General features: G+C 38.5%; 26 protein-coding genes. 18 read left to right on the top strand and 8 right to left on the bottom strand.

The annotated features are described in order from the left end of the window. Positions 1-64: 64 nt before the first annotated feature. The 5 genes from ABD769_RS11295 to uvrB form a co-directional block, all read right to left on the bottom strand. Positions 65-316: a DUF4834 family protein gene (locus ABD769_RS11295; protein WP_344851518.1), complete on the bottom strand. Its 252-nt coding sequence runs from the start codon at positions 314-316 to the stop codon at positions 65-67. A gap of 103 nt (positions 317-419) precedes the next feature. Continuing rightward, complete coding sequence (locus tag ABD769_RS11290) at positions 420-956, bottom strand: hypothetical protein (protein WP_344851517.1); 537 nt, start codon at positions 954-956, stop codon at positions 420-422. Continuing rightward, complete coding sequence (locus ABD769_RS11285; protein ID WP_183767082.1) at positions 956-1,153, bottom strand: YwbE family protein; 198 nt, start codon at positions 1,151-1,153, stop codon at positions 956-958. The genes ABD769_RS11290 and ABD769_RS11285 overlap by 1 nt, the downstream gene beginning before the upstream one ends. A gap of 55 nt (positions 1,154-1,208) precedes the next feature. After that, positions 1,209-2,501: a DUF3472 domain-containing protein gene (locus ABD769_RS11280; RefSeq protein ID WP_344851516.1), complete on the bottom strand. Its 1,293-nt coding sequence runs from the start codon at positions 2,499-2,501 to the stop codon at positions 1,209-1,211. A 78-nt stretch (positions 2,502-2,579) separates the two neighbouring features. Further along, on the bottom strand, positions 2,580-4,622 hold the full coding sequence (gene uvrB / locus ABD769_RS11275) for an excinuclease ABC subunit UvrB (protein WP_344851515.1): 2,043 nt from the start codon (positions 4,620-4,622) through the stop codon (positions 2,580-2,582). 286 nt (positions 4,623-4,908) lie between these two features. On the opposite strand from uvrB, the gene ABD769_RS11270 reads away from it, so the two are divergent. Further along, positions 4,909-6,069, top strand: a complete 1,161-nt coding sequence (locus ABD769_RS11270) for an ATP-binding protein (protein WP_344851514.1) — start codon at positions 4,909-4,911, stop codon at positions 6,067-6,069. A 142-nt stretch (positions 6,070-6,211) separates the two neighbouring features. Here the strand turns inward: ABD769_RS11270 and ABD769_RS11265 are convergent, their stop codons facing one another. Beyond that, entirely contained in the window at positions 6,212-8,584 is a 2,373-nt protein-coding gene (locus ABD769_RS11265; protein ID WP_344851513.1) for a M1 family metallopeptidase, read from the bottom strand. Positions 8,585-8,595: 11 nt separating this feature from the next. Then, complete coding sequence (locus ABD769_RS11260; RefSeq protein ID WP_344851512.1) at positions 8,596-9,180, bottom strand: HupE/UreJ family protein; 585 nt, start codon at positions 9,178-9,180, stop codon at positions 8,596-8,598. Positions 9,181-9,373: 193 nt separating this feature from the next. Here ABD769_RS11260 and ABD769_RS11255 point away from each other — a divergent pair, with 193 nt between their 5' ends. The 14 genes from ABD769_RS11255 to ABD769_RS11190 all read left to right on the top strand — a co-directional run bounded on the left by ABD769_RS11255 (position 9,374) and on the right by ABD769_RS11190 (position 19,769). Then, positions 9,374-9,880, top strand: coding sequence for a DUF6702 family protein (locus tag ABD769_RS11255; RefSeq protein WP_344851511.1), 507 nt, complete (start codon positions 9,374-9,376; stop codon positions 9,878-9,880). Positions 9,881-10,013: 133 nt separating this feature from the next. Continuing rightward, positions 10,014-11,282 carry a DUF7033 domain-containing protein gene (locus tag ABD769_RS11250; RefSeq protein WP_344851510.1) on the top strand — a complete coding sequence of 423 codons (1,269 nt, stop codon included), beginning with the start codon at positions 10,014-10,016 and terminating at the stop codon, positions 11,280-11,282. A gap of 158 nt (positions 11,283-11,440) precedes the next feature. Continuing rightward, complete coding sequence (upp, locus tag ABD769_RS11245; protein ID WP_344851714.1) at positions 11,441-12,085, top strand: uracil phosphoribosyltransferase; 645 nt, start codon at positions 11,441-11,443, stop codon at positions 12,083-12,085. A 34-nt stretch (positions 12,086-12,119) separates the two neighbouring features. Further along, positions 12,120-12,437: a low molecular weight protein tyrosine phosphatase family protein gene (locus tag ABD769_RS11240; protein WP_344851509.1), complete on the top strand. Its 318-nt coding sequence runs from the start codon at positions 12,120-12,122 to the stop codon at positions 12,435-12,437. Positions 12,438-12,541: 104 nt separating this feature from the next. Continuing rightward, positions 12,542-12,988, top strand: a complete 447-nt coding sequence (locus ABD769_RS11235) for a DUF6934 family protein (protein WP_344851508.1) — start codon at positions 12,542-12,544, stop codon at positions 12,986-12,988. Positions 12,989-13,027: 39 nt separating this feature from the next. Next, entirely contained in the window at positions 13,028-13,192 is a 165-nt protein-coding gene (locus tag ABD769_RS11230; RefSeq protein ID WP_344851507.1) for a hypothetical protein, read from the top strand. A 155-nt stretch (positions 13,193-13,347) separates the two neighbouring features. Next, positions 13,348-14,037 (top strand): YjjG family noncanonical pyrimidine nucleotidase, encoded by a 690-nt coding sequence (locus tag ABD769_RS11225; protein ID WP_344851506.1) that lies wholly within the window; start codon positions 13,348-13,350, stop codon positions 14,035-14,037. A 31-nt stretch (positions 14,038-14,068) separates the two neighbouring features. Beyond that, the gene (locus ABD769_RS11220; protein WP_344851505.1) at positions 14,069-14,587 is read left to right on the top strand and encodes a hypothetical protein; all 519 of its coding nucleotides are present in this window, start codon (positions 14,069-14,071) and stop codon (positions 14,585-14,587) included. Positions 14,588-14,628: 41 nt separating this feature from the next. Further along, on the top strand, positions 14,629-15,240 hold the full coding sequence (locus ABD769_RS11215) for a hypothetical protein (protein ID WP_344851504.1): 612 nt from the start codon (positions 14,629-14,631) through the stop codon (positions 15,238-15,240). Between the two features lie 75 nt (positions 15,241-15,315). Next, positions 15,316-16,641, top strand: a complete 1,326-nt coding sequence (locus ABD769_RS11210; protein WP_344851503.1) for a flippase — start codon at positions 15,316-15,318, stop codon at positions 16,639-16,641. Continuing rightward, on the top strand, positions 16,638-17,285 hold the full coding sequence (locus ABD769_RS11205; protein WP_344851502.1) for a class I SAM-dependent methyltransferase: 648 nt from the start codon (positions 16,638-16,640) through the stop codon (positions 17,283-17,285). The genes ABD769_RS11210 and ABD769_RS11205 overlap by 4 nt, the downstream gene beginning before the upstream one ends. A gap of 13 nt (positions 17,286-17,298) precedes the next feature. Next, complete coding sequence (locus ABD769_RS11200; protein WP_344851501.1) at positions 17,299-18,060, top strand: class I SAM-dependent methyltransferase; 762 nt, start codon at positions 17,299-17,301, stop codon at positions 18,058-18,060. Between the two features lie 225 nt (positions 18,061-18,285). Beyond that, complete coding sequence (locus ABD769_RS11195; protein ID WP_344851500.1) at positions 18,286-19,203, top strand: sugar transferase; 918 nt, start codon at positions 18,286-18,288, stop codon at positions 19,201-19,203. A 110-nt stretch (positions 19,204-19,313) separates the two neighbouring features. Next, complete coding sequence (locus ABD769_RS11190; protein WP_025141493.1) at positions 19,314-19,769, top strand: ferritin-like domain-containing protein; 456 nt, start codon at positions 19,314-19,316, stop codon at positions 19,767-19,769. Positions 19,770-19,890: 121 nt separating this feature from the next. Here ABD769_RS11190 and cphA read toward each other — a convergent pair whose 3' ends face one another. Continuing rightward, positions 19,891-22,506, bottom strand: coding sequence for a cyanophycin synthetase (gene cphA / locus ABD769_RS11185; RefSeq protein WP_344851499.1), 2,616 nt, complete (start codon positions 22,504-22,506; stop codon positions 19,891-19,893). 269 nt (positions 22,507-22,775) lie between these two features. Between cphA and ABD769_RS11180 the strand changes: the two genes are divergently transcribed. From ABD769_RS11180 to ABD769_RS11170, 3 genes are all read left to right on the top strand, one after another. Then, entirely contained in the window at positions 22,776-23,675 is a 900-nt protein-coding gene (locus tag ABD769_RS11180; protein WP_344851498.1) for a cyanophycinase, read from the top strand. A gap of 64 nt (positions 23,676-23,739) precedes the next feature. Then, positions 23,740-24,582, top strand: coding sequence for an isoaspartyl peptidase/L-asparaginase (locus ABD769_RS11175; RefSeq protein ID WP_344851497.1), 843 nt, complete (start codon positions 23,740-23,742; stop codon positions 24,580-24,582). A gap of 29 nt (positions 24,583-24,611) precedes the next feature. After that, entirely contained in the window at positions 24,612-25,295 is a 684-nt protein-coding gene (locus ABD769_RS11170; RefSeq protein WP_344851496.1) for a hypothetical protein, read from the top strand. Positions 25,296-25,538: the final 243 nt, after the last annotated feature.

Below are 25,538 nucleotides of genomic sequence, written 5' to 3'. Positions count from 1 at the left end.
TTACCAGGAGAAAAACAGATTTGATTTTAAGCAAAAAGACCCTGAAACAAGTTCAGGGTCTTTTTTATTTTATTTCTTCGTAATCTACGAAATCGCCGAGTTTATCTGTTTTACTTTGATCGGGTTTTGGAGGCATATAATCTATAGAAATAGAACCTTCAGGTTTAGATCGTCTTTGTTGTTGTTGCTGCCCGCTTGCCTGACTTTGCATTTTGCTGGTCAGGTTATTAAACAGCATTGGCAAAATCAGCCTGATCAACATTCTGATCAGCCAAAGCACCAATATCGTGATGAAAATGAATTTTATTAATACCATTCTTTAAATTACTGTTATTACAAATATAGACGTCATAAAATTTATTTTGTTACTTTTTGAGCCTTTAATTGCAATTTGATTACAATATAATACGCAAATAAGCCTATAATGGTTTTAACCAAATTTTTATAAAGCGGTCCTTTTCAAGTGTATTATTCGTTTTTATAACTTCTATAGCCTTAACAAGGTTGTTTGCAAGATAAAAATCATTGGTGTCGGTTACTTTTTTCCCTTCAATAAAAACAGGCAGGTTCCGATATTTCTTTTTGATCTTATAGTTTTTAAAAAGTTCGGCTAAACTTAATAATTCAATATTATTATTTAGTGTAATTTCAATTACACCGTTCTTTGCGTTTGGGCCGTATGCTTTAACTTCTTCTTCAGATTTGAGTACTTTTATCGATACTATATCCAGGGGGCTTAAATATTCAAATGCACCGGTGTTTTTAATGGCGACTTTATTTACAACATAAAGTGGTTGATTTGTAATTATACCTGCCCTTGAAGGTGCACAGATCCTGATTTTTTGATCGGGAATGGCTTTATACTCTTCAAGATTTCTGTTAAGCGCATCGGTTATCTGAGCAGATGCGCTGCCGATAAAAAGAAAAAATAAAAGGATAAAGTAAGTTTGTTTCATTAGTCTCCAACTATTTCAGCTACGCGGCCAACCTGGCCATCTTCGAGCCGCACTTTTATCCCTCTCGAATGAAATGCTGAAGAAGTAAGCAGGTCTTTAACTACTCCATAAGTAATATTTCCCGACCTTTGGTCCTTCTTCAAAATAATTCCGACTTCTAACCCCGGATAAATGTCTTTTCTGTTTTGCCCGTCCATTGTGCTCTAATAAGTTGATGATAAAAGCCTCAAAATTCCATAATTAATTTGAATGTTAAGGTAATTTGCTAAAATCTATTTCTGGTTTCTTACCTGCAGAGCTTCTGGTGAAGATTTTTCTTGGTGTGGTGTAATCATTAAAGAAACCACCGTTTTTTAAATAGAATGCTCCTTTTTCAGTTCCTCCCTGATAATCCATCCGGTATCCTTTTGTTCCCGTATTATCGGTGGTAAAACGTGCTGATTTTAACTCGCTCCAGTTGCCTTTATCATCACAGATCCATTGATTATCGAACAATACTTTTCTTGATAAATCGCCTTGTACCGGAGAAAAATTTTCTAAAAAGGAATGGAAACGTTTAAGGTAGGTTTTGGTTTGTGGCCTGGTGAAACTGGCAATCAATTGCCACTTATTAATTTCAGGCGCAAAGAAATAGGCGGTGTAGGTGGTAACGCTATCTTTTCCGGGAACGCCATGAAGCAAAAACTTATAGGTATTTCCTGCTTTCCATAGATAATTTAAATAACTCTGTCCCCCAGATCCTTCATTGCCAAATTCTCCGGTATGTACGCCTTCACCCTTCTTTAACATTTTAATTTTGTGCGATTCAGGGATGCTTTTAGGATCATCAGTATTAAACGGGCTCCATACCGAAAACAGGATGTGCCTTTCTGTCGGGCTGTTTACCTGCATGCCAAAATAACCCTCTCCAAAGCCACAGGCCATAAAATAGGAACCTAAAATATCTTCGCCTTTTGGAACGGTTACTTCGTTATAATACCATTCTGCATTAACATTTTCGGGTTGTTGATAATTTAAATGTACGGACGGACCACGCCTTCCCCAATGAAAGAAATTACCTTCATTATTTTTAACATAGGCTGTTTTTCCTTCGGTAGCTGTTCCACCGATGGTTAACGTTGGAATGGAAGGAAACTTTGCCCCGCTTTTGCTGATCCCTTTAATGCTGACAGCCACATAACCGGTATCTTTGACCGTCCATTCGCCAATTTTACCATCGAAAACTTTGTTTTCATCGAAACTTACTTTTTTGGGTTGATTATTAATGGTAAATTCTAGTGTGGATTGCCCTTCTACAAAAGGTTTGTCGACCAGCGAAATTACAACTGTTCCTGGTTTGGAAACCCTGAAATAAGCGGTAAAATACTCTTTTGGATTGGTCCAGTTTACAATACCTTTATTAGACAAGGTTCTTTCCGAATCCTGATGCAGGGAACTGTAGGCGTTGCCTGCAAGCGGCAAAGAAATTACCGCAGAATTTTGGGCCTGACTTTTCAGACCGATAACGCCGAGTACGATCAGCGCTACGAGTTTAAAAGATTTCATTGAATGATTTTTAGATAACTTATTGAGCTGCAATAGTAATCCAAATTTATCTAAAAACCATTCTTTAAAACTAAATCGTTACTTACCGAACTTTTCGTTAAACATTTTCTCTAAGGCAAACATTTCGTCGCGGAGTTTTGCTGCCTGTAAAAAGTCCATATCTTTTGCTGCTTTCTGCATATCTTTCCGGGTATTGTCAATCGCTCTTTGCAATTCGCCCTTACCCATATATTGTACAATCGGATCGGCTGCAATGCTGATTTCGGCATTTTCTACATAAGCCCTTGCTTTGTTGTCGCTCGCTTTTTGTGAGAAATCCAGCACAGAAGTCTGTTCTAAAATAGCCTCTCTAGACTTTCCAACGGTTTTTGGTGTAATTCCGTTTTCCAGGTTATAGGCGATTTGTATATCCCTGCGCCTGTTCGTTTCGGAAATGGTTTTTTCCATACTTTCGGTAATGCCATCCGCGTACATAATTACGCGGCCCCTATCATTACGGGCGGCACGGCCAATGGTTTGGATCAACGATTTTTCGGAACGGAGGAAACCTTCTTTATCGGCATCTAAAATAGCAACCAGCGTTACTTCTGGTAAATCCAAACCCTCTCGCAAAAGGTTAATCCCAACCAAAACATCAAATTCTCCTAAACGCAAACCACGTAGGATTTCTACACGCTCTAAGGTTTTAATTTCGGAATGGATATACCGGGTTTTAATGTTTAAGCGATCCAGATATTTGGTCAGCTCTTCGGCCATTCGCTTGGTTAAAGTAGTTACCAGGATACGACCGCCATCTTTTATCGTGATGTCTATTTCATCCAAAAGATCATCAACCTGGTTTATGGCTGGCCTGATTTCGATCACCGGATCCAGTAAACCGGTTGGCCTGATTACCTGTTCTACCACCACACCTTCTGATTTTTCGAGTTCGTATTCGGCTGGTGTTGCGCTTACATAAATGGTTTGTGGAGCAAGTGCTTCAAACTCGTTAAAGTTTAATGGCCGGTTATCAAGCGCGGCGGGTAAACGGAAACCATATTCTACCAGCGACAATTTTCTCGACCTGTCGCCACCGTACATTGCCCTGATCTGTGGAACGGTAACATGACTTTCGTCGATGACCATTAAATAATCTTCAGGGAAATAATCCAGTAAACAGAAAGGACGCATGCCAGGCTGCCTTCCATCAAAAAAACGCGAATAATTTTCGATACCTGAACAATACCCTAATTCTTTCATCATTTCGATATCAAAATTGGTCCGTTCTTCTAATCTTTTGGCCTCTAATAAATGCCTGTCGGCAATTAATTGATTCTTACGGATTTCCAGCTCTTCCTGAATCCCCCAAATGGATTGGTTGAAACGGTCTTTAGGGGTAACGAAAAGGTTTGCCGGATAAATGGCCATATCTTCGAGTTTTTCCAGGGTTTTACCCGAAACCGGATCGATGGCAGAAAGTTCTTCAATATCATCTCCGAAAAATGAAATGCGATAGGCATGATCCAGATAAGCCGGAAAAATATCAACCGTATCACCTTTAACCCTAAAAGTTCCGCGTTTAAAATCTGTTGTGGTACGGGAATATAAAATTTCGACCAGGCTATGCAAAAAAGCATTTCTGGAAATCTTTAGGCCTACACCAAAGCGGAAAACCATGCGCGAAAAATCTTCAGGATTTCCCATACCATAAATGCAGGAAATGGATGAAACCACGATAATGTCACGTCTGCCACTCATTAATGAAGAGGTGGTACGCAAACGTAGTTTTTCGATTTCCTCGTTAATGCTTAAATCTTTTTCGATATAGGTATTACTGGAAGCAATAAAAGCTTCTGGCTGGTAATAATCGTAGTAGGATACAAAATAGTTCACCGAATTTTCGGGGAAGAAATTTTTAAACTCGCCGTAAAGCTGTGCGGCCAGGGTTTTATTGTGACTTAAAATCAGGGTTGGCTTTTGTGTCTGCTCAATTACATTGGCTACCGTAAAGGTTTTTCCAGATCCCGTTACGCCCAATAAGGTTTGGTAATGTTCGTTAGCATTTACACCATCCACCAGCTGTTTAATAGCATTTGGCTGATCTCCGGTAGGTTTATATTCTGAGGTGATTTTAAATTTCATGAGTATATCAAACTTAGTTAAAATTGATCTCTAAATCAATTTTAATGTTCTCTCCACCGCTTATAAAAACATAAACGGTTGGGAGAAATATACGGTTTAGGCCGCAAAGAGTAAAACAGGCGAAAGTCAGGAAAGTTGTTAATTAATCGGATTTATAATGGGCTTTAACACATAGCGATGAATTACGATAAAAACAAAAAGTGCTTTTAAAGCATTTAAATGAGTATCAACCTAGTAAATCGAAAGTTAAACTTTTGATTTACTAGGTTTGTTTGTATATTTGTTTATGCTAATTATCAGAAATCTTGCTGCACAATTAACGGATAAGCTTAAAAAGTCTCCTGCAATCGCAATCCTAGGCCCACGGCAGGTTGGAAAAACTACTTTAGCAAAAAGTTTAAGTAGCGATTATATCTACCTTGACATGGAAAATCCCCGGGATGTGGCTAAGCTAGAGGATGCCTATACTTTTTTAGAAAGTTTGCAGGATTATACCGTAATTATTGACGAGGTTCAATTATTGCCGGAATTATTTTCTTTATTACGTCCTTTAATTGATGCAAAAAGAACTCCCGGAAGATTTATATTGCTTGGATCTGCTTCTCCTGAATTGGTTAAGGGAGTTTCTGAAACATTAGCCGGAAGAATTTCTTATAATGAATTATGTCCAATAGGCTTAACTGAACTACCCAATCAATTAAATTTCGAGCAACATTGGTTTCGTGGCGGGTTTCCGGAAGCTATATTGGCAGAAACCGATCTGTTGAGTAAAGAATGGATTGATGATTTTATTGTAAGTTATGTAGAAAGAGATTTGGCAAAGATGTTTAATGTAGACTTAGCACCAACTTTGCTACGAAATTTTTGGAGTATGCTTGCTCATTTGAATGGAAATTTATTTAACGGAGAATCTTTCGCTAGATCGTTAGGCGTAAGTGCACCTACTGTAAATAAGTATCTGGATTTTTTAGAGGGAGGTTTTTTGATCAGGCGTTTGCAGCCATGGTTTGTTAACGCGAAAAAGCGCTTAATTAAGTCGCCTAAAACATATATAAGGGATACAGGGATTCTTCACCGTTTATTAAATATTCCGGGTTATAACGATCTTTTTGGTCACCCCGCTGTAGGTGCATCTTGGGAGGGCTATGTAATTGAGCAGATTTATCAGATGAAAGCAAAGCAGACGGACCTTTTTTTTTACAGGACCCAAACCGGAGCAGAATGTGATTTAATCCTCGTTCAGGGGATTACACCGATAGCATGTATTGAAATTAAACTTTCGAATGCTCCTACGGTATCAAAAGGGTTTATCAGTTGCATCAAGGATCTGGAACCGAAATACAAGTATATTATTACGCCAAAGAGTGAAACGTATCTGGCTTCTAATGATATTAAGGTAACCAATATTAAAACCTTTTTACTGGATATTTTACCTGAGATCCAATAAAAAATCCCCGCTGAATTTTTTCTTCAACGGGGATTTTTAGAACATTTTGTCGTCTCGACTGAAGCGCAGTCCCGAATATTCGGGAGAGAGATCTAACTCGAGGTAGATTTCTCCACTACGGTCGAAATGACGATAGGGTTATTTATTTACCCGCAGCTGCCTGCATTGGGTTTTTACCAACCGACTGGCCTCTTACGGCTCCGCCGGCTTTCATTTTGTAAACTTTAAATTTGCTTTCTTTTGCTTTACCGCCCCAGGTATTGTTTGAGGTATCGATATCGGCAGTTTCGCGCAATGGATCTACTAAAATTGAAGCCACTTCTTTGTTTTTTACATAAAATTTTGAAGTTTTCAGTTCATTATGTCTCCAGATTTGCGCCGGAATACGGTCGATTTCTTTGGTGCCATCTTTATAGGTAAATTCCACAATAATCGGCATCACCAGGCCACCTTTATTGCTAAAGCTTAATTCATATAAAAACTGGTTGGCATATTTACTCTGATCGGCATCAGCAACAACCTCTAAAGGCGCCGAAGCATCCATTTTAGTTGCTACAGTAGTATCAACGGTAACAAGGCCTCTATCATATTTATAATAGAAATCCTGTGCAGCAGTATTTTTATCTACGTAGAAACCAATTTTTTTATCCTCACGGTTTCTAATTTTCGAAATATCTTCAAAAGCATTTACCGCAGGTTTATCAATTTTCACCATTCTTGATCTGGCCGCCGGAACTTCTTTAGGGAAATCGGCTTTGGCAAATTTCACACTGTCTAATGAGATATCGCATGGATCTGTTCCATAAAACCAGCCTCTCCAAAACCAGTCTAAATCTTCGCCACTGGCATCTTCCATGGTACGGAAAAGATCTGCCGGTTCAGGGTGTTTAAAAGCCCATCTTCTGGCATATTCTTTAAAGGCATAATCAAATAATTCTCTGCCCATAATGGTTTCGCGAAGAATATTTAAGCCTGTCGCAGGTTTTGAATAAGCATTTGGACCGAAACGTGCAATATTTTCAGAGTTGGTCATAATTGGCTCCAGCTCATCTTTTGGCAATTTCATGTAATCAACAATGGTGTAAGCAGGTCCTTTTTTGCTTGGAAATTTATTGTCCCAAAGCTCCTCGGTTAAATACTCAACAAAAGAGTTTAAACCTTCGTCCATCCAGGTCCACTGGCGTTCATCACTGTTTACAATCATTGGGAAAAAGTTGTGGCCAACTTCGTGAATAATTACGCCAAGCATCCCATTTTTAGTGCTTTCGCTGTAAGTTCCATCGGCATCAGTACGGCCATAGTTGAAACAAATCATCGGGTATTCCATTCCATTAGCGGCCTCGATACTCTGCGCAACCGGATAAGGATAAGGAATGGTAAAATCTGAATAGGTTTTAATGGTATGCGCTACGGCACGGGTAGAAAACTTGCTGTACAGGTTATAGGCTTCTTTACCATAAAAACTCATACACATAACGGTATTGTTGTTGGCCTGGATTTTTTGCGGCATGGCATCCCAGATGAATTTACGTGAAGAAGTCCAGGCAAAATCACGCACATTATTAGCGTTGAAAACCCAGGTTTTTTTAGCGGTAGATTTTTTGGTTTCAGCAGTTTTTGCTTCGGCTAAAGTCTGGATTTCAACCGGAGCTGCTGCAGTTTTTGCAGCATTATACCTGCTTAACTGTGCTGGGTTTAACACCGCGCTATAGTTGATACACTCTCCTGTTGCCCCAATCAGGTGATCTGCTGGCACCGTCATCTGCACTTTAAAATCGCCAAAAGTTAGTGCAAATTCGCCTCTTCCTGTAAACTGGTGGTTCTGCCAGCCCTGAAAATCGCTATATACACACAAACGTGGGTACCATTGCGTCATGGTAAACAGGTAATTGCCATCTGCCGGAAAAAACTCGTAACCGCCACGACCACCAACACTCATCCTGTCGGTAATTTTATAATTCCAGTCTATATTGAAAACAAATTTCTGACCGGTTCTTAAAGCTACAGGCAAATCAATCCTCATCATGGTTTTGTTTACCGTATATTTAAGGTTTTTGCCCATGGCATCCGTCAATTTCGTAATATTGATTCCATCGCCATTATTTGCGGTTGCACTTAACTGATCTAAAGTTTTGGTTGTGCCGATAGGGGGCATTTTAGTTGCATCCTGATAGTTTGCATTTTTATCGGTACTGTGCTCATTTTCATCAAGCTGTAACCAGATATAAGTTAATGGATCAGGAGAATTGTTGGTATAAGTTACCGTTTCAGATCCCGTAAGCAATAGATTTTTTTCATCAAGCTCACATTTAATGTTGTAATCGGCACGTTGCTGCCAATATTTAACACCGGGTGCTCCGCTGGCCGTACGTTGTTCGTTTGGTGTAGGTAAAATAGTGCCCAGCTGCTCAAACTTGTTCCCGTGGTTGCTGCCAGGGTTGTTCTGAATGTTTTGGGCCATGGCCAAACTACCCGAAAAGAGTAAAAGACCGGTTAAAGTAAACAGTTTATTCATGTTATGTTTTATTAAAAGGGAATTCTTTCCAAAGCCATTTTTAAAGCCAGGCTAAATACGGCTGCCGATACAAATAACACCCAGCTGAGGCGTTTAATGCGGGTATAGTTAAAAATTAAAAAGGTAATCAATAAAATAATAATCACCATAAATATCTGCCCTGCCTCAAGCCCAACGTTAAAACCGAATAGTCCCCAGCCAATATTCTGGTCTTTTGCGAGCATAATTCTGATCGAATTAGCGAAGCCCATGCCGTGGATCAGTCCAAAGCCCAATGCCAGAAAGTAATTGATCTTTACAGATTTCATCGAGAAATTCTTTCTGAACAGGTTACTTATCGCGGTAATTACAATGGTGCAGGGGATTAAAAATTCTACCCATTTACTTTCAAACCTGATGATATCTAAAACACTCAACAGCAAGGTAAGCGAATGGCCAATGGTAAAAGCCGTAACTAATATCAATACCTGTTTTAGGTTGTGGTAACTATAAATGGCTACCAATGCTAAAATAAAAAGTTGATGATCTAAAGCATCGGCGCTTATAATATGCTCCCATCCTAATTTAAAATAAAAGATAAAATCTTGTAACGGCATGAAATAATAAGCTAACTATTGGAGTTAAAATAGTTTATAAAGCTAAAATTATGTTTTTAATTGCAAAAAGCCCAAATATCCTTCAAACAAAACCATAAATACCAAATTTGTTACTGATTTTTAAGTGATTTATGGCGATTGTTTGGTTTAAGCTTTAAATCTTAACTTTGCTTACCGTAATACCTTAATATTGATGCATAAATTAAAATATCTCTTTTTGCTATTGTGCTGTATCTTCTTCTCTGCCAGTGCCGGGATGAAACACCCTTTGCATGTAAGCACCACTGAAATAAATTTTAATGCCAGGGATAAGACTTTAGAAATAAGCTGTCGGATTTTTTCAGATGATTTTGAAGCCATTTTATCAAAATTATACAAGCAGAAAACTGATTTAAGCAATACGAACCTGAAAGCCGCTATGGACGAACTGGTAAAAAAATACCTGCTTAGCCATTTACAGTTGAAAGCCAATGGAAAAACCGTTGCCATGAACTATATAGGGTTTGAGATTGATCACGAAGCGACAAATATCTACCTTGAGGTTGAAAAAATAACTGCCGTTAAAACTGTTGAAGTTAACGATACCATTTTATACGATATGTTTGATGATCAGATGAGTATCGTACACATAGTGAAGGGTAACACCCGCAAAAGCACCAAAATACTTTACCCCGAGAAGAAGTTCGCTGCAAACTTTTAATTGTAATTTTTGTATTAGATAATGGTTCAATGTTAAATTACCGTTAAATTTAATTGGCAATATTATGTGTTAATATTAGCTGAGGAATATTTCTTGTCATCTTTTTTTAAATCCTGTGTTGTTAAAATAAGTTATGCATCTAATCATCTTCTCCAATATATTAACGCCCCGCATAAAATATATCTTCAATTTTATTTTTAAAGATATCCTTAAAGCTGAAATAGAATTTACAGGTAACAGCCAGTATTTTTTACAGAGTGAACAGGTTAAAATAAGCTATGGCGACCAACCGCTGGGTGATGAGCTTTTTTTTAAAAGCACAGCTTTACTCTTTTCCAATAAACTGGTAGAAATTAAACCGAAAACCATTTCTTTTGGCGAATATCAGGCTCCTTTCCCGGTTGAGCAATCGGCTTTGCCATTCGATGTTTTTGCAGCGTCTTTTTTTATGGTAAGCCGTTACGAGGAATACCTGCACCAGAAAAATACCGAAGAAGAGTTTAAACCCTCAAAAAGTTACCAGCATAAATGGAAGGTTTTAGATAAACCGGTAATTGATGAATGGGCCCTGATGATTAAAAGCATCATCAAAAAGAAACATCCGGCTTTTAAGTTTCACGAAAAGAAGTTTCAGCACCAGCCTACCATTAACTTCAACATTTTGCCTGGTTTGCCCGAAGGTTTTTTAAACCGAACTAAATTTGTTTTTAGTGCACTTTTCAAAAAAGAAAATAATTACCTGAGCTCCAAATTCGATAGGCTTACCGGAGTAGGCATCAGCAATGAACAGGTACTGGAAGATGTGAACAAAATTTTTGCAGCTAAAAAAAATACACCACTTTATTTTGTCGATTTTCCTGAAGTGCCTATGGATTATATTAAAATCAATGGTATCAATCAACATCTTCACAGTCAATCTGTGGGTTTACTCAGGCCCTGCGCCAGCGACAAGCAAAAAATGACCGAAATTAAAGAAGGCCTGATTAAACTCAGGAAAATCCATCCAGTAGCTATTCCTTTAACCAGTCAGCAATTAGACGTACTAAAATTTCCAATCTGTTATTTAAACATCCTCAATTCGGGTATTACGGCAGATTATTCTATGGGCTACAGCAATGTGCCGGGCTTTAGGGCCGGAACCTGTACACCTTTTAACTGGTACGATCTTCAGCTCGAAAAAGTAACACCTTTAGTGGTAAATTCGTATTGTTTAACCGATTATATCCTGCAATATTTAACAAACGAATCGGCAACGAAAACCTTACATCAATATATCGATGCAGTTAAGGTTGTAAATGGTACCTTTTATAGCAGCTGGAGTTTAAGGAGTTTATCAGATCATCCTAAATATAAAAAATTGAAATTATTGTTTATCGAAATGCTCAATTACGCAGGAAATTGATTTTTTTAAATTATTCGCATGAAATCGCTAAATTTAACCATTAAACCGGAGTGGATTTAGTAAAACTAACCACGGACATAAAGCATACACATAGATATAAAATCTGTGGCTATCTGTGAATATCCGTGGCTAAAAAATAGCCCTATAAAACGAGAATGATGATTTTTGATATCAGCAAAATAAAATCGATTGCCAATACCTTTATTGCCGAACTTCGGGATGAGAATATCCAGAAAGATTCGATGCGTTTCCGCAAAAACCTGGAGAGGCTTGGTGAGTTTTTTGCTTACGAAATCAGTAAATCGTTAAAATATGCCACTAAAGATATCACTACTCCTTTAGGTGTATCACCTTGCGAAGTTTTAGCACAACAACCCGTTTTGGCCACTATTCTGCGGGCCGGACTACCCTTGCAACAAGGTTTGCTTAACATTTTCGACAGGGCCGAATGCTGTTTTATTTCGGCTTACAGGAAAGTAGAAAAAAGTGGCGATTTCGTAATCCAGATGGATTACATTTCTACACCCGATTTAGATGGTAAAGTGCTGATCATGGCCGACCCAATGCTGGCAACGGGACAAAGTATGGTAATGTGCTGTAAAGAACTGATTAACCGTTACAAAATTGAAGAACTCCATATCGTTGCTGCAATAGCCAGTACCGAAGGCATTGCCCATGTACGTGCCAATTTGCCTAAGGCGAAAATTTGGGTTGGAGCTGTTGATGAAGAAATGACCAGCAAATCGTACATTGTTCCAGGATTAGGCGACGCCGGCGATTTAGCCTATGGAGAGAAGGTTTAGTCCTTAGTCCGGAGTCTTGTAACGCTCAATATAAATGAATATCCTCTTTGTGTGCAGTAGAAATAAATGGCGCAGTGCCACTGCCGAAACTATTTATAAAAACAATCCCGATCATCAGGTACGCTCAGCAGGTACGGAGCCTTCGGCAAGGATTAAAATCAATGCTAAACTGATTATCTGGGCCGATCTCATCTTCGTAATGGAGAAAAAACATAAACAAAGAATTACCGAACGTTTCCCGGCAGAAGTTTATGAAAAAGAAATCGTTACGTTAGATATTCCTGACGATTACCAGTATATGGATGAAGAGCTTATCTGTGAAATTAGAGCGAAAGTGGATGGGTATTTGTGAAATTGCTAAATAATATAGATTATAGTTTTTTGAGTTAACTAATTGGAAAAAGCTGCTAAATTTTGGGCTGAAATTTGTTATTTTCGAAGAGACTAAATGATGCTATGTTCCTGGATCAATATGAATATTTTGCTAAAAACAACTTCTTAACCTATCAATTTACCAGCAAGGGAAAAAACGGGGCAATTGAAAAAATTGTTCAGTACTCAAAATTAACTATCCCAGGCGTTGGAATAGTATATAATCTTGGTTTTGGTGACCTTACCAGTGATGGTCGTATTAATGATGTTGTAAATAGCAATAACGGGGATATGGAAAAAGTTCTTTCTACCGTTGCTAACACTATTTACGATTTTATAGCGCATTATCCTAACCAATTTATTTTTGCTCACGGAAGCACGCCCATCAGAACAAAATTGTATCAACGGAAAATATCGCAGATGCTGCAAATAATTAGCACAGAATTTGAAGTGTATGGATTAGAGGAAGCAGGATGGGTAGAATTTACAGGTACAGAGGAGTACAAAGCTTTCTTGATAAAGAAAAAATAAACAAGTATATTTGATTAGCAATACAGAAAGGAGAGAGATATGCCTACTACAATTAAAAAAAGTGCCCAACATACTGATCAAGGTAATGCTGTAGTTAGCAAACATGTTAAAGATTATGAAAATGATCTGTATTTTGTGAAAAAAGCAGAGAAAGCAATAGAAGTACTTGAGAAGTTCGGTCTACCTGTTGTAAAGAAAAAATAAATTTAATGCCTGAAATCTTCAGGCATTTTTCGTTTAAGATGGAAATGATATCCTAACAATCGATTTATAACAATCTTAATTAAAGTCATTCAAAGCTTCCCTCAAAATTTATAAATCAAACATCATTAGGTTACCTTTGTGAAAAATCATCACAAATGAAAAAACACATCTTCTTCGACCTCGACCATACCATCTGGGATTTTGACCGTAATGCCGAAGAAACTTTAAACGAGCTTTACCATACCTATAAATTAAAAGAACTTGGCCTTAAATCCTGTGCCGACTTCATCAGCACTTATACAGAAAATAACCACCAGTTATGGGCCGATTATCATTTAGGAAAAATCACGAAAGATTTTTTAAGGTCGGAGCGTTTTAGTAAAACATTTATCCAGCTGGGCATTCATCCCGATGCCGTACCGCATCAATTTGAGGATGATTATGTAAATATTTCGCCAACTAAAACCAACCTGTTTGAAGGTGCACAAAAAGTATTGGCATACTTACAGCAAAAATATACCCTGCATATCATTTCCAACGGGTTTAAGGAAACTACCTTAACCAAAATGAATCTCTCTAACCTCAATCCCTATTTCGAAAACGTGATTATTTCGGAAGATGTAGGCGTAAATAAACCAAATCCAATCATTTTTGAATATGCATTGAATAAAGCAAACGCCCTGAAAGAAGAAAGTATCATGATTGGTGATAGTTTGGAGGCTGATATTTATGGTGCATTAAATTTTGGTATGGAAGCGATCTTTTTCAATCCTTTACAAAAAGAAAAACCTGAAGATGTAAAACAGGAAATTACTCATTTGGAAGAATTATTGAAACTTTTTTAGTTGTACCCCTTTTTCGGCTTATCTTTATTAAATGACGGCCGCAAAAGTAAAGGCATCGATACATCAGGTGGTCGATGCCTATAAATCTAAATTATCACATTATCCCGAAGATATTTTCCAAACCACTCCACCAATTTCTGGCTGGAGTTACAGTGAGGTATATTCGCATATTTTTGATTCGAGCTTACTTTCAATAATTGCCTTTGTACACGCAGCAAATGGTAAAGGCGAAAATAAACCCACACATTTTATTGTAAAGCTGATTTTATTACTGGGTTCGTTACCTCCGGCAAAAAAATATAAGGTGCCGAAACGGTTGGCAGATCGAGTAAAAAAAATTAGTAAAACAGAAGCCCTTGATTTTATTTTAGAATTCGAAAAAGCTTTGGATGATAATTACCCGTTAATTGTAAATGCAAAAGCCAATTGCAAAACAAAACATCCGCGTTTAGGCTATTTAAATGCTAAACAATGGCTTAGGTTTATCGAAATTCATCTAAAACACCACCTGAAACAGTTAGAAAGAATAGAAAAGAGCTTTCAGGCCTAAATTAATTTCGCCATATTTGGTTAATCCTAAACCTCTTGCTCATGAAATACGCTTTTTACCTGTTAACACTTACTGTACTTTGTGCCTGTAATACCAGCGGAAAGAAAGAAACTGCTCAGGCGGTTATCCCAACGCCAACAGGGCTCCAGGGATTACAAAAAAGCAATGCCACTCAACCTGCAGCGCAGAATACCCAAAGTAACCTGATTTTTAATCCGCCGCATGGCGAAGCCGGCCATACCTGTGCCCTGGCCGTTGGTGCGCCTCTAAACCCGACGGCAAGAGTACAGCCTCAGCAAAATGTAACGCCACAGCCTGCACCTGCCCCGGCTGCTCCTGTTGTAAATGCCTCCGGAAAGAAGCTAAATCCTAAACACGGTGAGCCTGGCCATAGATGTGATTTAGCGGTTGGTGTGCCTTTAGATAGTAAGCCGACCCAGGTAGCTACAACTTCGCAACCTGCGGTTACACAAGTATCGGGTGTAAAAGTGGGTAAAGGTCTGAATCCACCACATGGTCAGCCGAACCACAGGTGCGACCTCGCCGTTGGTGCACCGTTAAACAGCAAACCTGCTCCGGTTGTAAACCCGGTTTCAGCACCCGAAACCAAAAATACAGAAGCCAAAGTGCCGGAAACAAAAAGTGAAGGCTAACCGCCATTATGCAATAAAAATATTTTGAATTTAGGGTACCTTACTTAACGCACATTTTTTTACATCTTTGCGTTAATGAAATTACCCGCCATAAAAGGTTTTGACGAAGAAGCACTAAAAAAGTATTTTAAAAATACAGGGATGCTTCTAATAGGGAAAGTTGGCAGCTTAGGAATTAAAATGTTAACCAACATTGCTGTTGCAAACTATCTCCTTTCTTATGGCAATGGTATTCTCACGACGTCGATTGCTTATGTATTTTTATTTGCAGCGCTGGCAGGACTTGGTTTGGATCAATTTATCGTTAAAGAACTTCACCAGTTTCCGCAAAGGAGAGATCAGATTTTAGGTACCGCATTCGGGCTTAAAACTTTTGCAGGATTTTTATGTATCCCTTTAATTTCGTTAGCGTGGCTTATTTATCCATTACAGGACATTCAATATTCCTTTATACTTCTGCTTTCATTTATAGGCGTTTTTCAATCTTTTACGGTTATAGATTCTTATTTCCAATCAGAAGTAAAATCGAAATACATCATGCAGGTTCAGATTATTGGAAATTTGATTTCAGCTGCTATAAAAATTATCCTGATTTATACACATTCGCCGATTAGTTATTTCTTTTTCGCATTTCTATTTGACACTGTTTTACTTTCAGTAGGCTATATTATTACTTATAGCCGTAAAGGCAGAAGTATTTTTAGCTGGAAATTTGAAAAAACATTAGCAAAAAAACTTTGTGCGCTTTCCTGGCCTTTAATCATCTCAGGCATAATGGTCTCTATATACATGAAAATTGATCAAATTATGCTTAAACAAATTTTAGGAGAAAGGGGAACAGCCGAAGCAGGTGCTTATGCAACTGTAGTTAACTTTAGTGAGGCATTAAATTTTGTTCCTGTTGCAATCGTTTCGTCGCTTTTCCCGGCAATTTTAAATGCAAGAAGAGATGATCAGGAGCGTTATCAAAAAAGACTTCAGAATTTATACGATTTAATGGTGTGGTTAAGTTTAAGTTTTGCAATTTTTATAACTTTTGCTTCACCATTTATTTACAGCTATTTTAAACCAGAATTTGCAGATGCTGCACCAGTTTTGTCTGTTCATGTTTGGGGCTCTGCTTTCATATTTCTTGGCGTAGCAAGTGGCCAGTATTTAATTGCCGAAAACTTTGGCCGCTTAACTTTTATTCGAACAGGGATAGGTGCGGTTGTAAATATCATTCTAAACATTATACTCATCCCAAGAATGGGCATGATGGGTACAGCAGTAGCTACAGTAGTTGCATACTTTATTTCCGCATTTTTTATACTATTTATACCGAAACTTCGTAAACAAGGTATAATGATGTTAAAATCATTATTTTTGGTCACAGCATTTCAAAAAATATTTAAACGTTGAGTACTCTTAAAGCATTAAGCACATTAATTGCAAAGCCAAACAGGCTTAAAGCATTGTTATCATACGGACATAAAGGCTACCTGAACAGCATTGGCTGGTTTACCGCTTTTGACAAAAAACAGGCCGTAGATGGCAATGGAAAGGCACTTCCATGGGTAACTTATTCGTTTATCGATTTTATAAAAGAACGGATAAACAAAAACCAGCATATTTTCGAATATGGCTCAGGCAATTCTACCATATTTTATGCGGAAAGAGCTGGCGCTGTAACGTCTGTTGAGCATGATAAAGGATGGCACGATAAGGTTAAAAATACAAGCCCTGCCAACGCAGAAATGATCTTTTGTCAACTGGAAAAAGATGGTGAGTATGCTAAAAAAGCAACTTTGCTGAATAAAAAATTCGACATTATTATTGTTGATGGCCGCGACCGCGTAAACTGCTGTAAATACAGTATTGAGGCACTTTCTCCGGATGGGGTATTGGTTTTGGATGATAGCGAACGCGAAGTTTACCATCCTGCACGGGTATTGCTAAAAGCACAGGGTTTTAAAGAAATCAGCTTTAGTGGCATTTCTCCCGGACTTTTTTACGAAAAGGCAACTTCAGTTTTTTATAAGCAGGATAATTGTTTAGGTATTTAAATCGGTCAGAACCATGTTAAGCGAAGAAGTAAAAACTGCCTACGATAATTTTTATACCAATAGCGATGTGGCCTGGCGAATGCTGGGAGCCAAATATAAAGCCCGGAATATTGTTGATGTTTGCAAAGGACTGAAGCCTAAAAAAGTGCTTGAAGTTGGTGCAGGCGATGGCAGTATTCTGCATTTTTTAAATGAATGGCATTTCGCTCCAGAACTGTATGCTTTGGAAATTGCACAAAGTGGTGTTGATATTATAAAAGACCGTAATCTTTCGGCCTTAAAAGAAGCGCAAACTTTTGATGGCTATAAAATTCCTTACGGAGATGATACTTTTGATCTGATTATTCTTGCACACGTTTTAGAACACGTAGAACACGAGAGGATCCTGATCCGGGAATTGAAACGCGTGGCTAAATATATAGTGGTAGAAGTGCCAAAAGATTACCGTTTCGGTGTAGACCAAAGGATGAAACACTTTTTGGATTACGGACACATCAATATGTACACGCCAACTTCTTTAAGATTTTTACTGCAGAGTGAGGGTCTGGAGATTTTGGAAGATAAAGTTTCGATGACTGCTCCTGAAACCGTAAAATTTAATGAGTTTATTAATAGGAAAGCGCCAAAAACATTTTCTAAAAACTTAAAAATTGAATTGGAATACCGCATTAAAAAAACATTAGGCAATTTATTCGGAAGGAAAAAACAAGAACAGTTTGCCAATGCATATACTGTACTAACTAAAAAATCAGAGCATAACCTGCAGATATTTTAGTAAATTAAAGTGTATTATTAGAGTTGCCTTTATTTCAGGCGGAAATCCACTCAACCCGTCATTTCGAGCGAAATGCAATGAAGCCGAGAAATCTATCTTGAAAAAACTTCTACATAGATCTCTCCCTGCCCGAAGCAGGCGGGCATTCCACTGCGTTCAGTCGAGATGACGAATCTAAAAAATGCCTAGTACGCTTATTGATAAGCTTAATTGATAAAAACAAAAATGCAAAACCTTGCTCCCATAGCACTTTTCGTATATAACCGTCCGCAGCATACCGAGCGTACGTTAACATTTTTGCAACAGAACGATCTGGCTGCCGAAAGCCATCTGTACATCTTTTCTGATGGCGCAAAGACCGTTCGTGAGGAGGAGAATGTGGCTGCTGTAAGGAAAATTATCAATAAAACGAAGGGCTTTAAATCCGTTAAAGTAATCGAGAGAAAGGATAACGCAGGCTTAGCCAATTCCGTAATTGCGGGAGTTACCCGGCTAATAGAAGAATACGATCAGGTAATTGTTTTTGAGGATGACCTGGTTACTTCTCCGCACACTTTGCACTATTTTAACGAGGCACTAACCCGATATAGCGAAGAAGAAAAAGTGATGCACATTGGTGCTTATATGTATCCTTTAAAAGCTGAAGAACTGCCACAATCATTTTTTTACAGGGCAGCCACGAGCTGGGGCTGGGCCACATGGGGGAGGGCCTGGAAAAATTTTGAACCCAATATCGATGTACTTTTAAAACAGTTTGATAAAAGGAAAAAAGCGGCTTTTTCCATTGATAACAAAATGAATTTCTGGAAACAGATGCAGGAGTTCAAAAAAGGAAAAAACAACAGCTGGGCCATCAGGTGGTACGCCTCTATTTTCTTAAAAGGTGGTTTAACCCTCAACCCATCACAGTCGCTGGTAAATAACATCGGACATGATGGTACCGGTGTCCATTCGGGGATAAATGACATCTATAATGTTATTATCAATCCCAAACCTATCGTCGAATTTCCGACCGTAATTGCTGAGGATGCAACTGCATATAAAGCCATCAAATCCTTTTTAACTAAACGTAAGGGGAATATGGTAACGCGGGTAAGGCGTTTTGTAAAAGAAAAACTGGCGCAATACTTTTCGAAGAAATAACCTGACAAACAACATTTTATCTCTGTATTTTTAATCAATTGAAAAAATGACAAACCTTTTTTTGATTGATTGTGTTGCTTTTATACATCGAAACTATAAAAAATAACAACATGAAAACGACAACAGCAACAGCAGAGGTATTGAATGACCTGATCCAGATCAATAACGACCGTATTGAAGGTTATGAAAAAGCCCGTCAGGAATTAAAAGACGGTGATGCAGATCTGAAAACGCTATTTTTAAATATGATTGCCGAAAGCCAGAAATATAAAATGGCATTAGCAACAGAAGTAAGTGCATTAGGCGAAGATATTGAAACAGGAACAACCAATTCAGGTAAAATTTACAGGGCATGGATGGATGTTAAAGCCATATTTACCGGTCACGATCGCAAAACCGTTTTAAACAATTGCGAATTCGGCGAAGATGCAGCTCAAAATGGTTATAAAATGGCCCTGGAAGAAGAAGAAATTCCTGCAAATATCAGAGAATTAATCTCTGATCAAAAAGCATCATTGAGAACATCTCACGACGAAATCAAAAGATTGCGTGATGCCCAGGCATAAGTGAACAATATATAAAAACGAAAAAACCTCCTTCGATCTAATCGGAGGAGGTTTTTTTATTTAGGGCCGTTATCTCGACTGCGCTGAACTCCGCTCGAAATGACGGTTTTATAGATGAAAACTACGCCTCCAGTTCCCTATCCAAATGCTCAGTAACACGCTGAATTGTATTGTCAATCGTATTGCTTAATATAGTCAGATAAGAACCTTTTTGAGCTGTTTCAATCGCGATTTTTAAACACTCGGTACTTTTGTTATTAATGATGACCTCTTTATTCGGATCAACCTCCTTAATGCCCTTCAATAATAAATCAACCAGTTCATCCTGTTGTCTTCCGCGTAAGTATTTCTCCTGACAAATGTAAATTTTATCAAACATCTGTGCAGAAATCCGGGCTGTTTCGAGGATATCCTCATCTCTTCTGTCACCGGTTGCCGAAATAATACCCACATGTTCTGTAGCTTCTACTCCCTGCAAGAAACTTTTTACGCCGTTAAACCCGTCAGGATTGTGCGCAAAGTCTACCAGAACTTTAAAGTCTTTAAACCTGAAAATGTTCATCCTTCCTGGCGTATGTGCTGCCGAGGGGATAAATGTTTCTAACGATAAACGAATATCTTCTGGTTTATAACCCCATAAATAGGTAGCCAGTGTTGCCGCAAGTACGTTCTGGATCATAAAATTTACCGAACCACCAAATGTTAAAGGAATATGAGTGGCTTTATCAACCCTTAATTTCCAGTCGCCGGTTTTAATGGTAATAAATCCGTTTTCGTAAATAGCAGCAATACCACCTTTTCTGCAATGCTCTTTAATTACCGGATTGTTTTCATCCATACTAAAATAAGCCACATTACACCTGGCATCTTTACCTATGCGTACGCAATAACCATTATCAGCATTTAATACTGCCCAGCCTTTACGGCGAACCGCGCCAATTACAACCGCTTTAACACGGGTTAAATCGTCGAGGTTGTGAATGTCGGAAATCCCGAGGTGATCTTCCTGAATATTGGTTACTACACCAATGTCGCAGGCATTAAAACCTAAACCAGCCCTTAAAATTCCGCCACGGGCAGTTTCTAAAACGGCAAATTCAACAGTCGGGTCTTTTAAAATAAATTCGGCACTTACCGGTCCGGTGGTATCGCCCTTCATTAACATGGTGTTGTGCACATATACCCCATCGCTGGTGGTAAAACCTACACGTTTACCATTGCTGCGGATAATATGCGCAATTAAACGCGTGGTTGTGGTTTTTCCGTTTGTTCCGGTTACGGCAATAATCGGGATCTGCGATAATTTTCCCTGCGGATAAAGCATGTCGATAACCGATGCAGCAACATTTCTAGGCAAACCTTCGCTTGGCGCCAGGTGCATCCTGAATCCAGGCGCAGCATTAACCTCTAACACCACACCACCATTTTCGGTTAAAGGCTGCGTAAGGTTTTGTGCCATAATATCTATACCGCAAATATCCAGTCCGATTACCCTCGAAATCCTTTCACAAATAAAAATATTCTGTGGGTGTACGATATCGGTTACATCAATCGATGTTCCTCCTGTACTTAAATTTGCGGTCGACTTTAAATAAACTACCTCTCCCTTTTCCGGAATGGTTTCTAAAGTATATTCTTTTTTAGCCAGTAAATCCAGCGTATCGCGGTCTACAGCTATTTCAGTTAATACATTTTCATGTCCATAACCACGGCGTGGATCCTCATTTTCTTTATCAATAAGCTCCTGAATGGTGTGAATTCCATTGCCTCTTACATGTGCCGGATCGCGTTGTGCCGCGGCAATAACTTTATGATCGATTACCAATACACGAAAATCGTAGCCGGTAATAAATTTTTCTATAATTACCCTTCTCGAATAGGTTTTGGCATATTCGAAAGCCGCCAACGCATCTTCCATGGTTTTTACGTTGATGGTTGCACCCTTACCGTGATTGCCATCCAGCGGTTTAAAAACTAAAGGAAATCCAACTTTTTTAACTGACGCTTCGAGGTCATCAACATTTGAAATGGTTACACCTGATGCTACAGGAATGGCAGCTTCGGTAAGCAAACGTTTGGTTTCTTCTTTATTACTGGCAATATCTACTGCAATGCTGCTGGTTTTTTCGGTCATGGTGGCCCTAAAACGCACCTGGTTTTTGCCATAACCCAATTGCACCAGCGAACTTTTGTTCAGTCTGATCCACGGGATACTGCGTTTCACCGCTTCCTCCACAATGGAGCCTGTACTGGGTCCCAATGCTTCCAGTTCGCGGATTTCTTTCATCCTGCGGATATCGTGTTCTAAATCGTATTCTTCATTGTTAATTAAAGCCTCGGCAATCCTTACTGCAGCTTCGGCCGAATAAATACCTACTTTTTCTTCCAGGTAACTGAAAACCACATTGTAAATACCTTCGGTTTTGGTCATTCGGGTTCTGCCAAATCCGGTATCCATACCTGCCAGGGTCTGAATTTCAAGTGCAATATGCTCAATTACATGGCCCATCCAGGTTCCTTCTTTCACCCGGGTAAAAAAACCGCCTTCAACCCCTTTAGAACAACGGTGGGTAAACATGCTTGGCAACAGTTTCTCAATCCTCTCGCTAAAACCGTCTATCACATTGGTGGGTTTTTGTTCCAGATCTTCTAAATCCAACCGCATCTGGATCAATTTCTTCCGGCTAATCGACCATATATTCGGTCCTCTTAATACTTGTATGTTTAATATCTTCATGTAATGTTTTGTTCGTTTTTTAATTTAACAAGGTTTTGGGACGGCCTTTTTAATTCAATTTTGAGAATGAAATTGATGACTGTAAAATATGCATTTATTTTGAAATTAGGCGTTCCATTTACGTAAATCAATTTTAATACGTATTTGTTTTATTTTCAAGCACTATTACGTTAATTTTAGGTTAGATTATTTTAACGTTTGTTAATAAATTGAATATTATTGACAAAAAAAGTCGTGTTTTTTATCTTAAGCCTATATATTTGGGTTTTTTGATACAATTATATACACAAAGAATGGTTCCGAAAGGTAAACTCATCATCATTGGTGGCGCAATTAACACCGGTAGCTTCGCAGAAACGCAATTTGGACTACCAGAAAACATGAATTTTTTTGAGCGTGGAATTTTAAAAAGGATTACTACTGAATCAATTAAAGATACCCAATCACGTTTCGAGATCATCACCACCGCATCATTAATGCCCGAAAAAGTTGGTGAAGAATACATTAAAGCTTATGCGCAACTGGATGTACATAATGTTGGTGTGTTAAATATTACCAACCGTGAAGAAGCCAATTCTGACGAAAATTATGAGCGTATCAAAGCCGCTGAGGTAATTATTTTTACCGGTGGCGATCAGCTTCGCCTTTCATCTATTTTTGGCGGCACGAAAATCCATCAGATCCTGTTAGAAAAATACAGAAATGAACCTGTTGTAATTGCGGGTACTTCGGCCGGAGCAGCAGCAAGCTCTAAAAACATGATTTACCAGGGCAGCAGTAAAGATGCTTTACTTAAAGGTGAAGTTAAAATTACCGGTGGCTTAGGTTTTATTGATGATGTTATTGTAGATACACACTTTGTTCAGCGTGGCAGAATCGGCCGTTTATTATATGCTGCAGCCAGTAATCCTGGTATTTTGGGCATTGGTTTAGGTGAAGATACCGGGCTTTTTATATCAGACGGGCATACCATGGAAGCCATTGGCTCAGGTATGGTAATTTTGGTTGATGGCCGCAACATGGCCGACACCAATTTAACCGATGTAGAAATGGGACAACCGGTTTCGATAAAAAACATGGTGGTACACGTTATGTGCGATGGCGACGTTTATGATTTAAATGATCATAGTTTAGTAATCCATCATCCTAAAGTTATTCCAATAGGGTAGTTCAGTTAGCAATTAACAGTGGGCGGTTATCAGTCTAAGTAACTTACATCTCGATACTACAAAAATGAAACTAATTATACACGGCGGCTTTTTCAGCGAATCATCCACCAATCAGGAAACAAAAAAGGCAAAACAAGATGCCTTAGCTTCTATTGTTACGCTGGGCCACGAATACCTGAAAACACATACCGCTTTAGAAACTGTGGTTTATACCGTTGCTTTGTTAGAAGATAACGAATTGTTTAATGCAGGAATTGGTTCGCAGATTCAAAGTGATGGAAAAGTAAGGTTAAGCGCTGCTTTAATGGATGGTAAAACCGAAAAATTTAGTGGTGTAATCAATGTGGAGGATGTGAAAAACCCGATCCAGATAGCCCAAAACCTTTTGACCTATGATGATCGTGTATTAAGTGGCGATGGCGCACAGCAATTTGCCCGCGATAACGGATTTGAATATTTTAATCCCATCACACTACAGCGTCAATCTGAGTACGAAGCAAAATTAAACCAGAAAAACAATAAAGGAACCGTAGGTTGTGTAGCGCTTGATGCCAATGGAGATTTAGCAGCTGCAACTTCTACAGGCGGTAAAGGCTTTGAAATTCCCTGCCGCGTAAGCGATTCGGCCACCGTTGCCGGCAATTATGCTAACCAGTTTGCAGGAATCTCTTGTACTGGTGTTGGCGAAGATATTGTGAGTGGTGCACTGGCCGCCAAAATCGTTACACGTGTTACCGATGGCTTTACTTTAAAGGATGCATCAGACAAATCTTTCGCCGAATTAAAGGCTTTTGATGGCTTTGCAGGTATAGTTGGCATCACCGCAGAAGGCGAAATATATCATTGCGATTCGCATCCCTATATGGTTTGGGCATCTTTTGATGTTAATTTACAGGTATTTAGCTAAAATTAGAATTAAAGTATTATTTTTGTTGCATGACCAAAATTGTACTGGCTTTAATCGGCCTTTTTGCATCGTTACAACTTCAGGCTCAAAACATAGACAAAACAGACATCCAGGAACCCAATGGAGGTAGCGCTATTAATATAGCGGTATCTAAATTCGACCTGGAAGACGGGAATTCTTTTTTTGAAGAAGCTGAAGATTTAGAGCGAAAAGGCGATTATAACGAAGCCTTAACATTATTTGGCAAAGCTGCTTTCGAATATAATTCTGTAAAAAATTTCAACAGGTACGGGCAGGCCATCATTAAGATGAGCAGCATGCATTACCAACTGGGCCGTTTCACCGATGCAGAACAGATCCTTTTAAATGTTGCTTTAAAAAATTATTCTAAAACCGGTAACCGTGCCGGAATCATGAATACCTACAGCCTTTTGGGCAAAGTGTACCTTGCTAATACCAAATACACGCAATCGATGTGGTTTTACACCCAGCAGGGCATACTGGCTAAACAGTTAAAAAGCAATAATGCCTATATCGAATCTATTTTGGGCATTGTTCAGGTGAAAATTAAAAAGAAAGATTTTACCCTTGCGCTCAGGGATTTAAAATCGGCAGAATGGCTGGCCAATTCCATCAAAACCACGCAGTATAAAGCGCAGATTAAGGATGCCAGGGAAATAATTGCCAGCAAAACCGCTACTAAAAAAGGTTAATCAACCTGTAACCTCTAATCATCCGGAAAAATTATTCCCACAAATACTAAAACATTGCTTTAAAAGCGATTATACGTCTTTATTCGGTCAAATTTTAAATATTGCCTAAAACAAAAAATATCTCTTAGCGTTGTGCTATAAGAAATTGTTAAATAAAAAGCTTTTAGTTAGATTTGATAAAGTTTTAACAAGAGACGGTAATAATGCTGTCTCTTTTTTGTTTTTTTGCTAAAATGGTATCAT

The sequence above is a fragment of the Pedobacter jeongneungensis genome, assembly GCF_039538295.1.
In the GTDB taxonomy this organism is placed as follows: domain Bacteria; phylum Bacteroidota; class Bacteroidia; order Sphingobacteriales; family Sphingobacteriaceae; genus Pedobacter; species Pedobacter jeongneungensis.
Note: the sequence above shows the minus strand (reverse complement) of the source record. Positions and strands in the feature narration are given on the sequence as shown.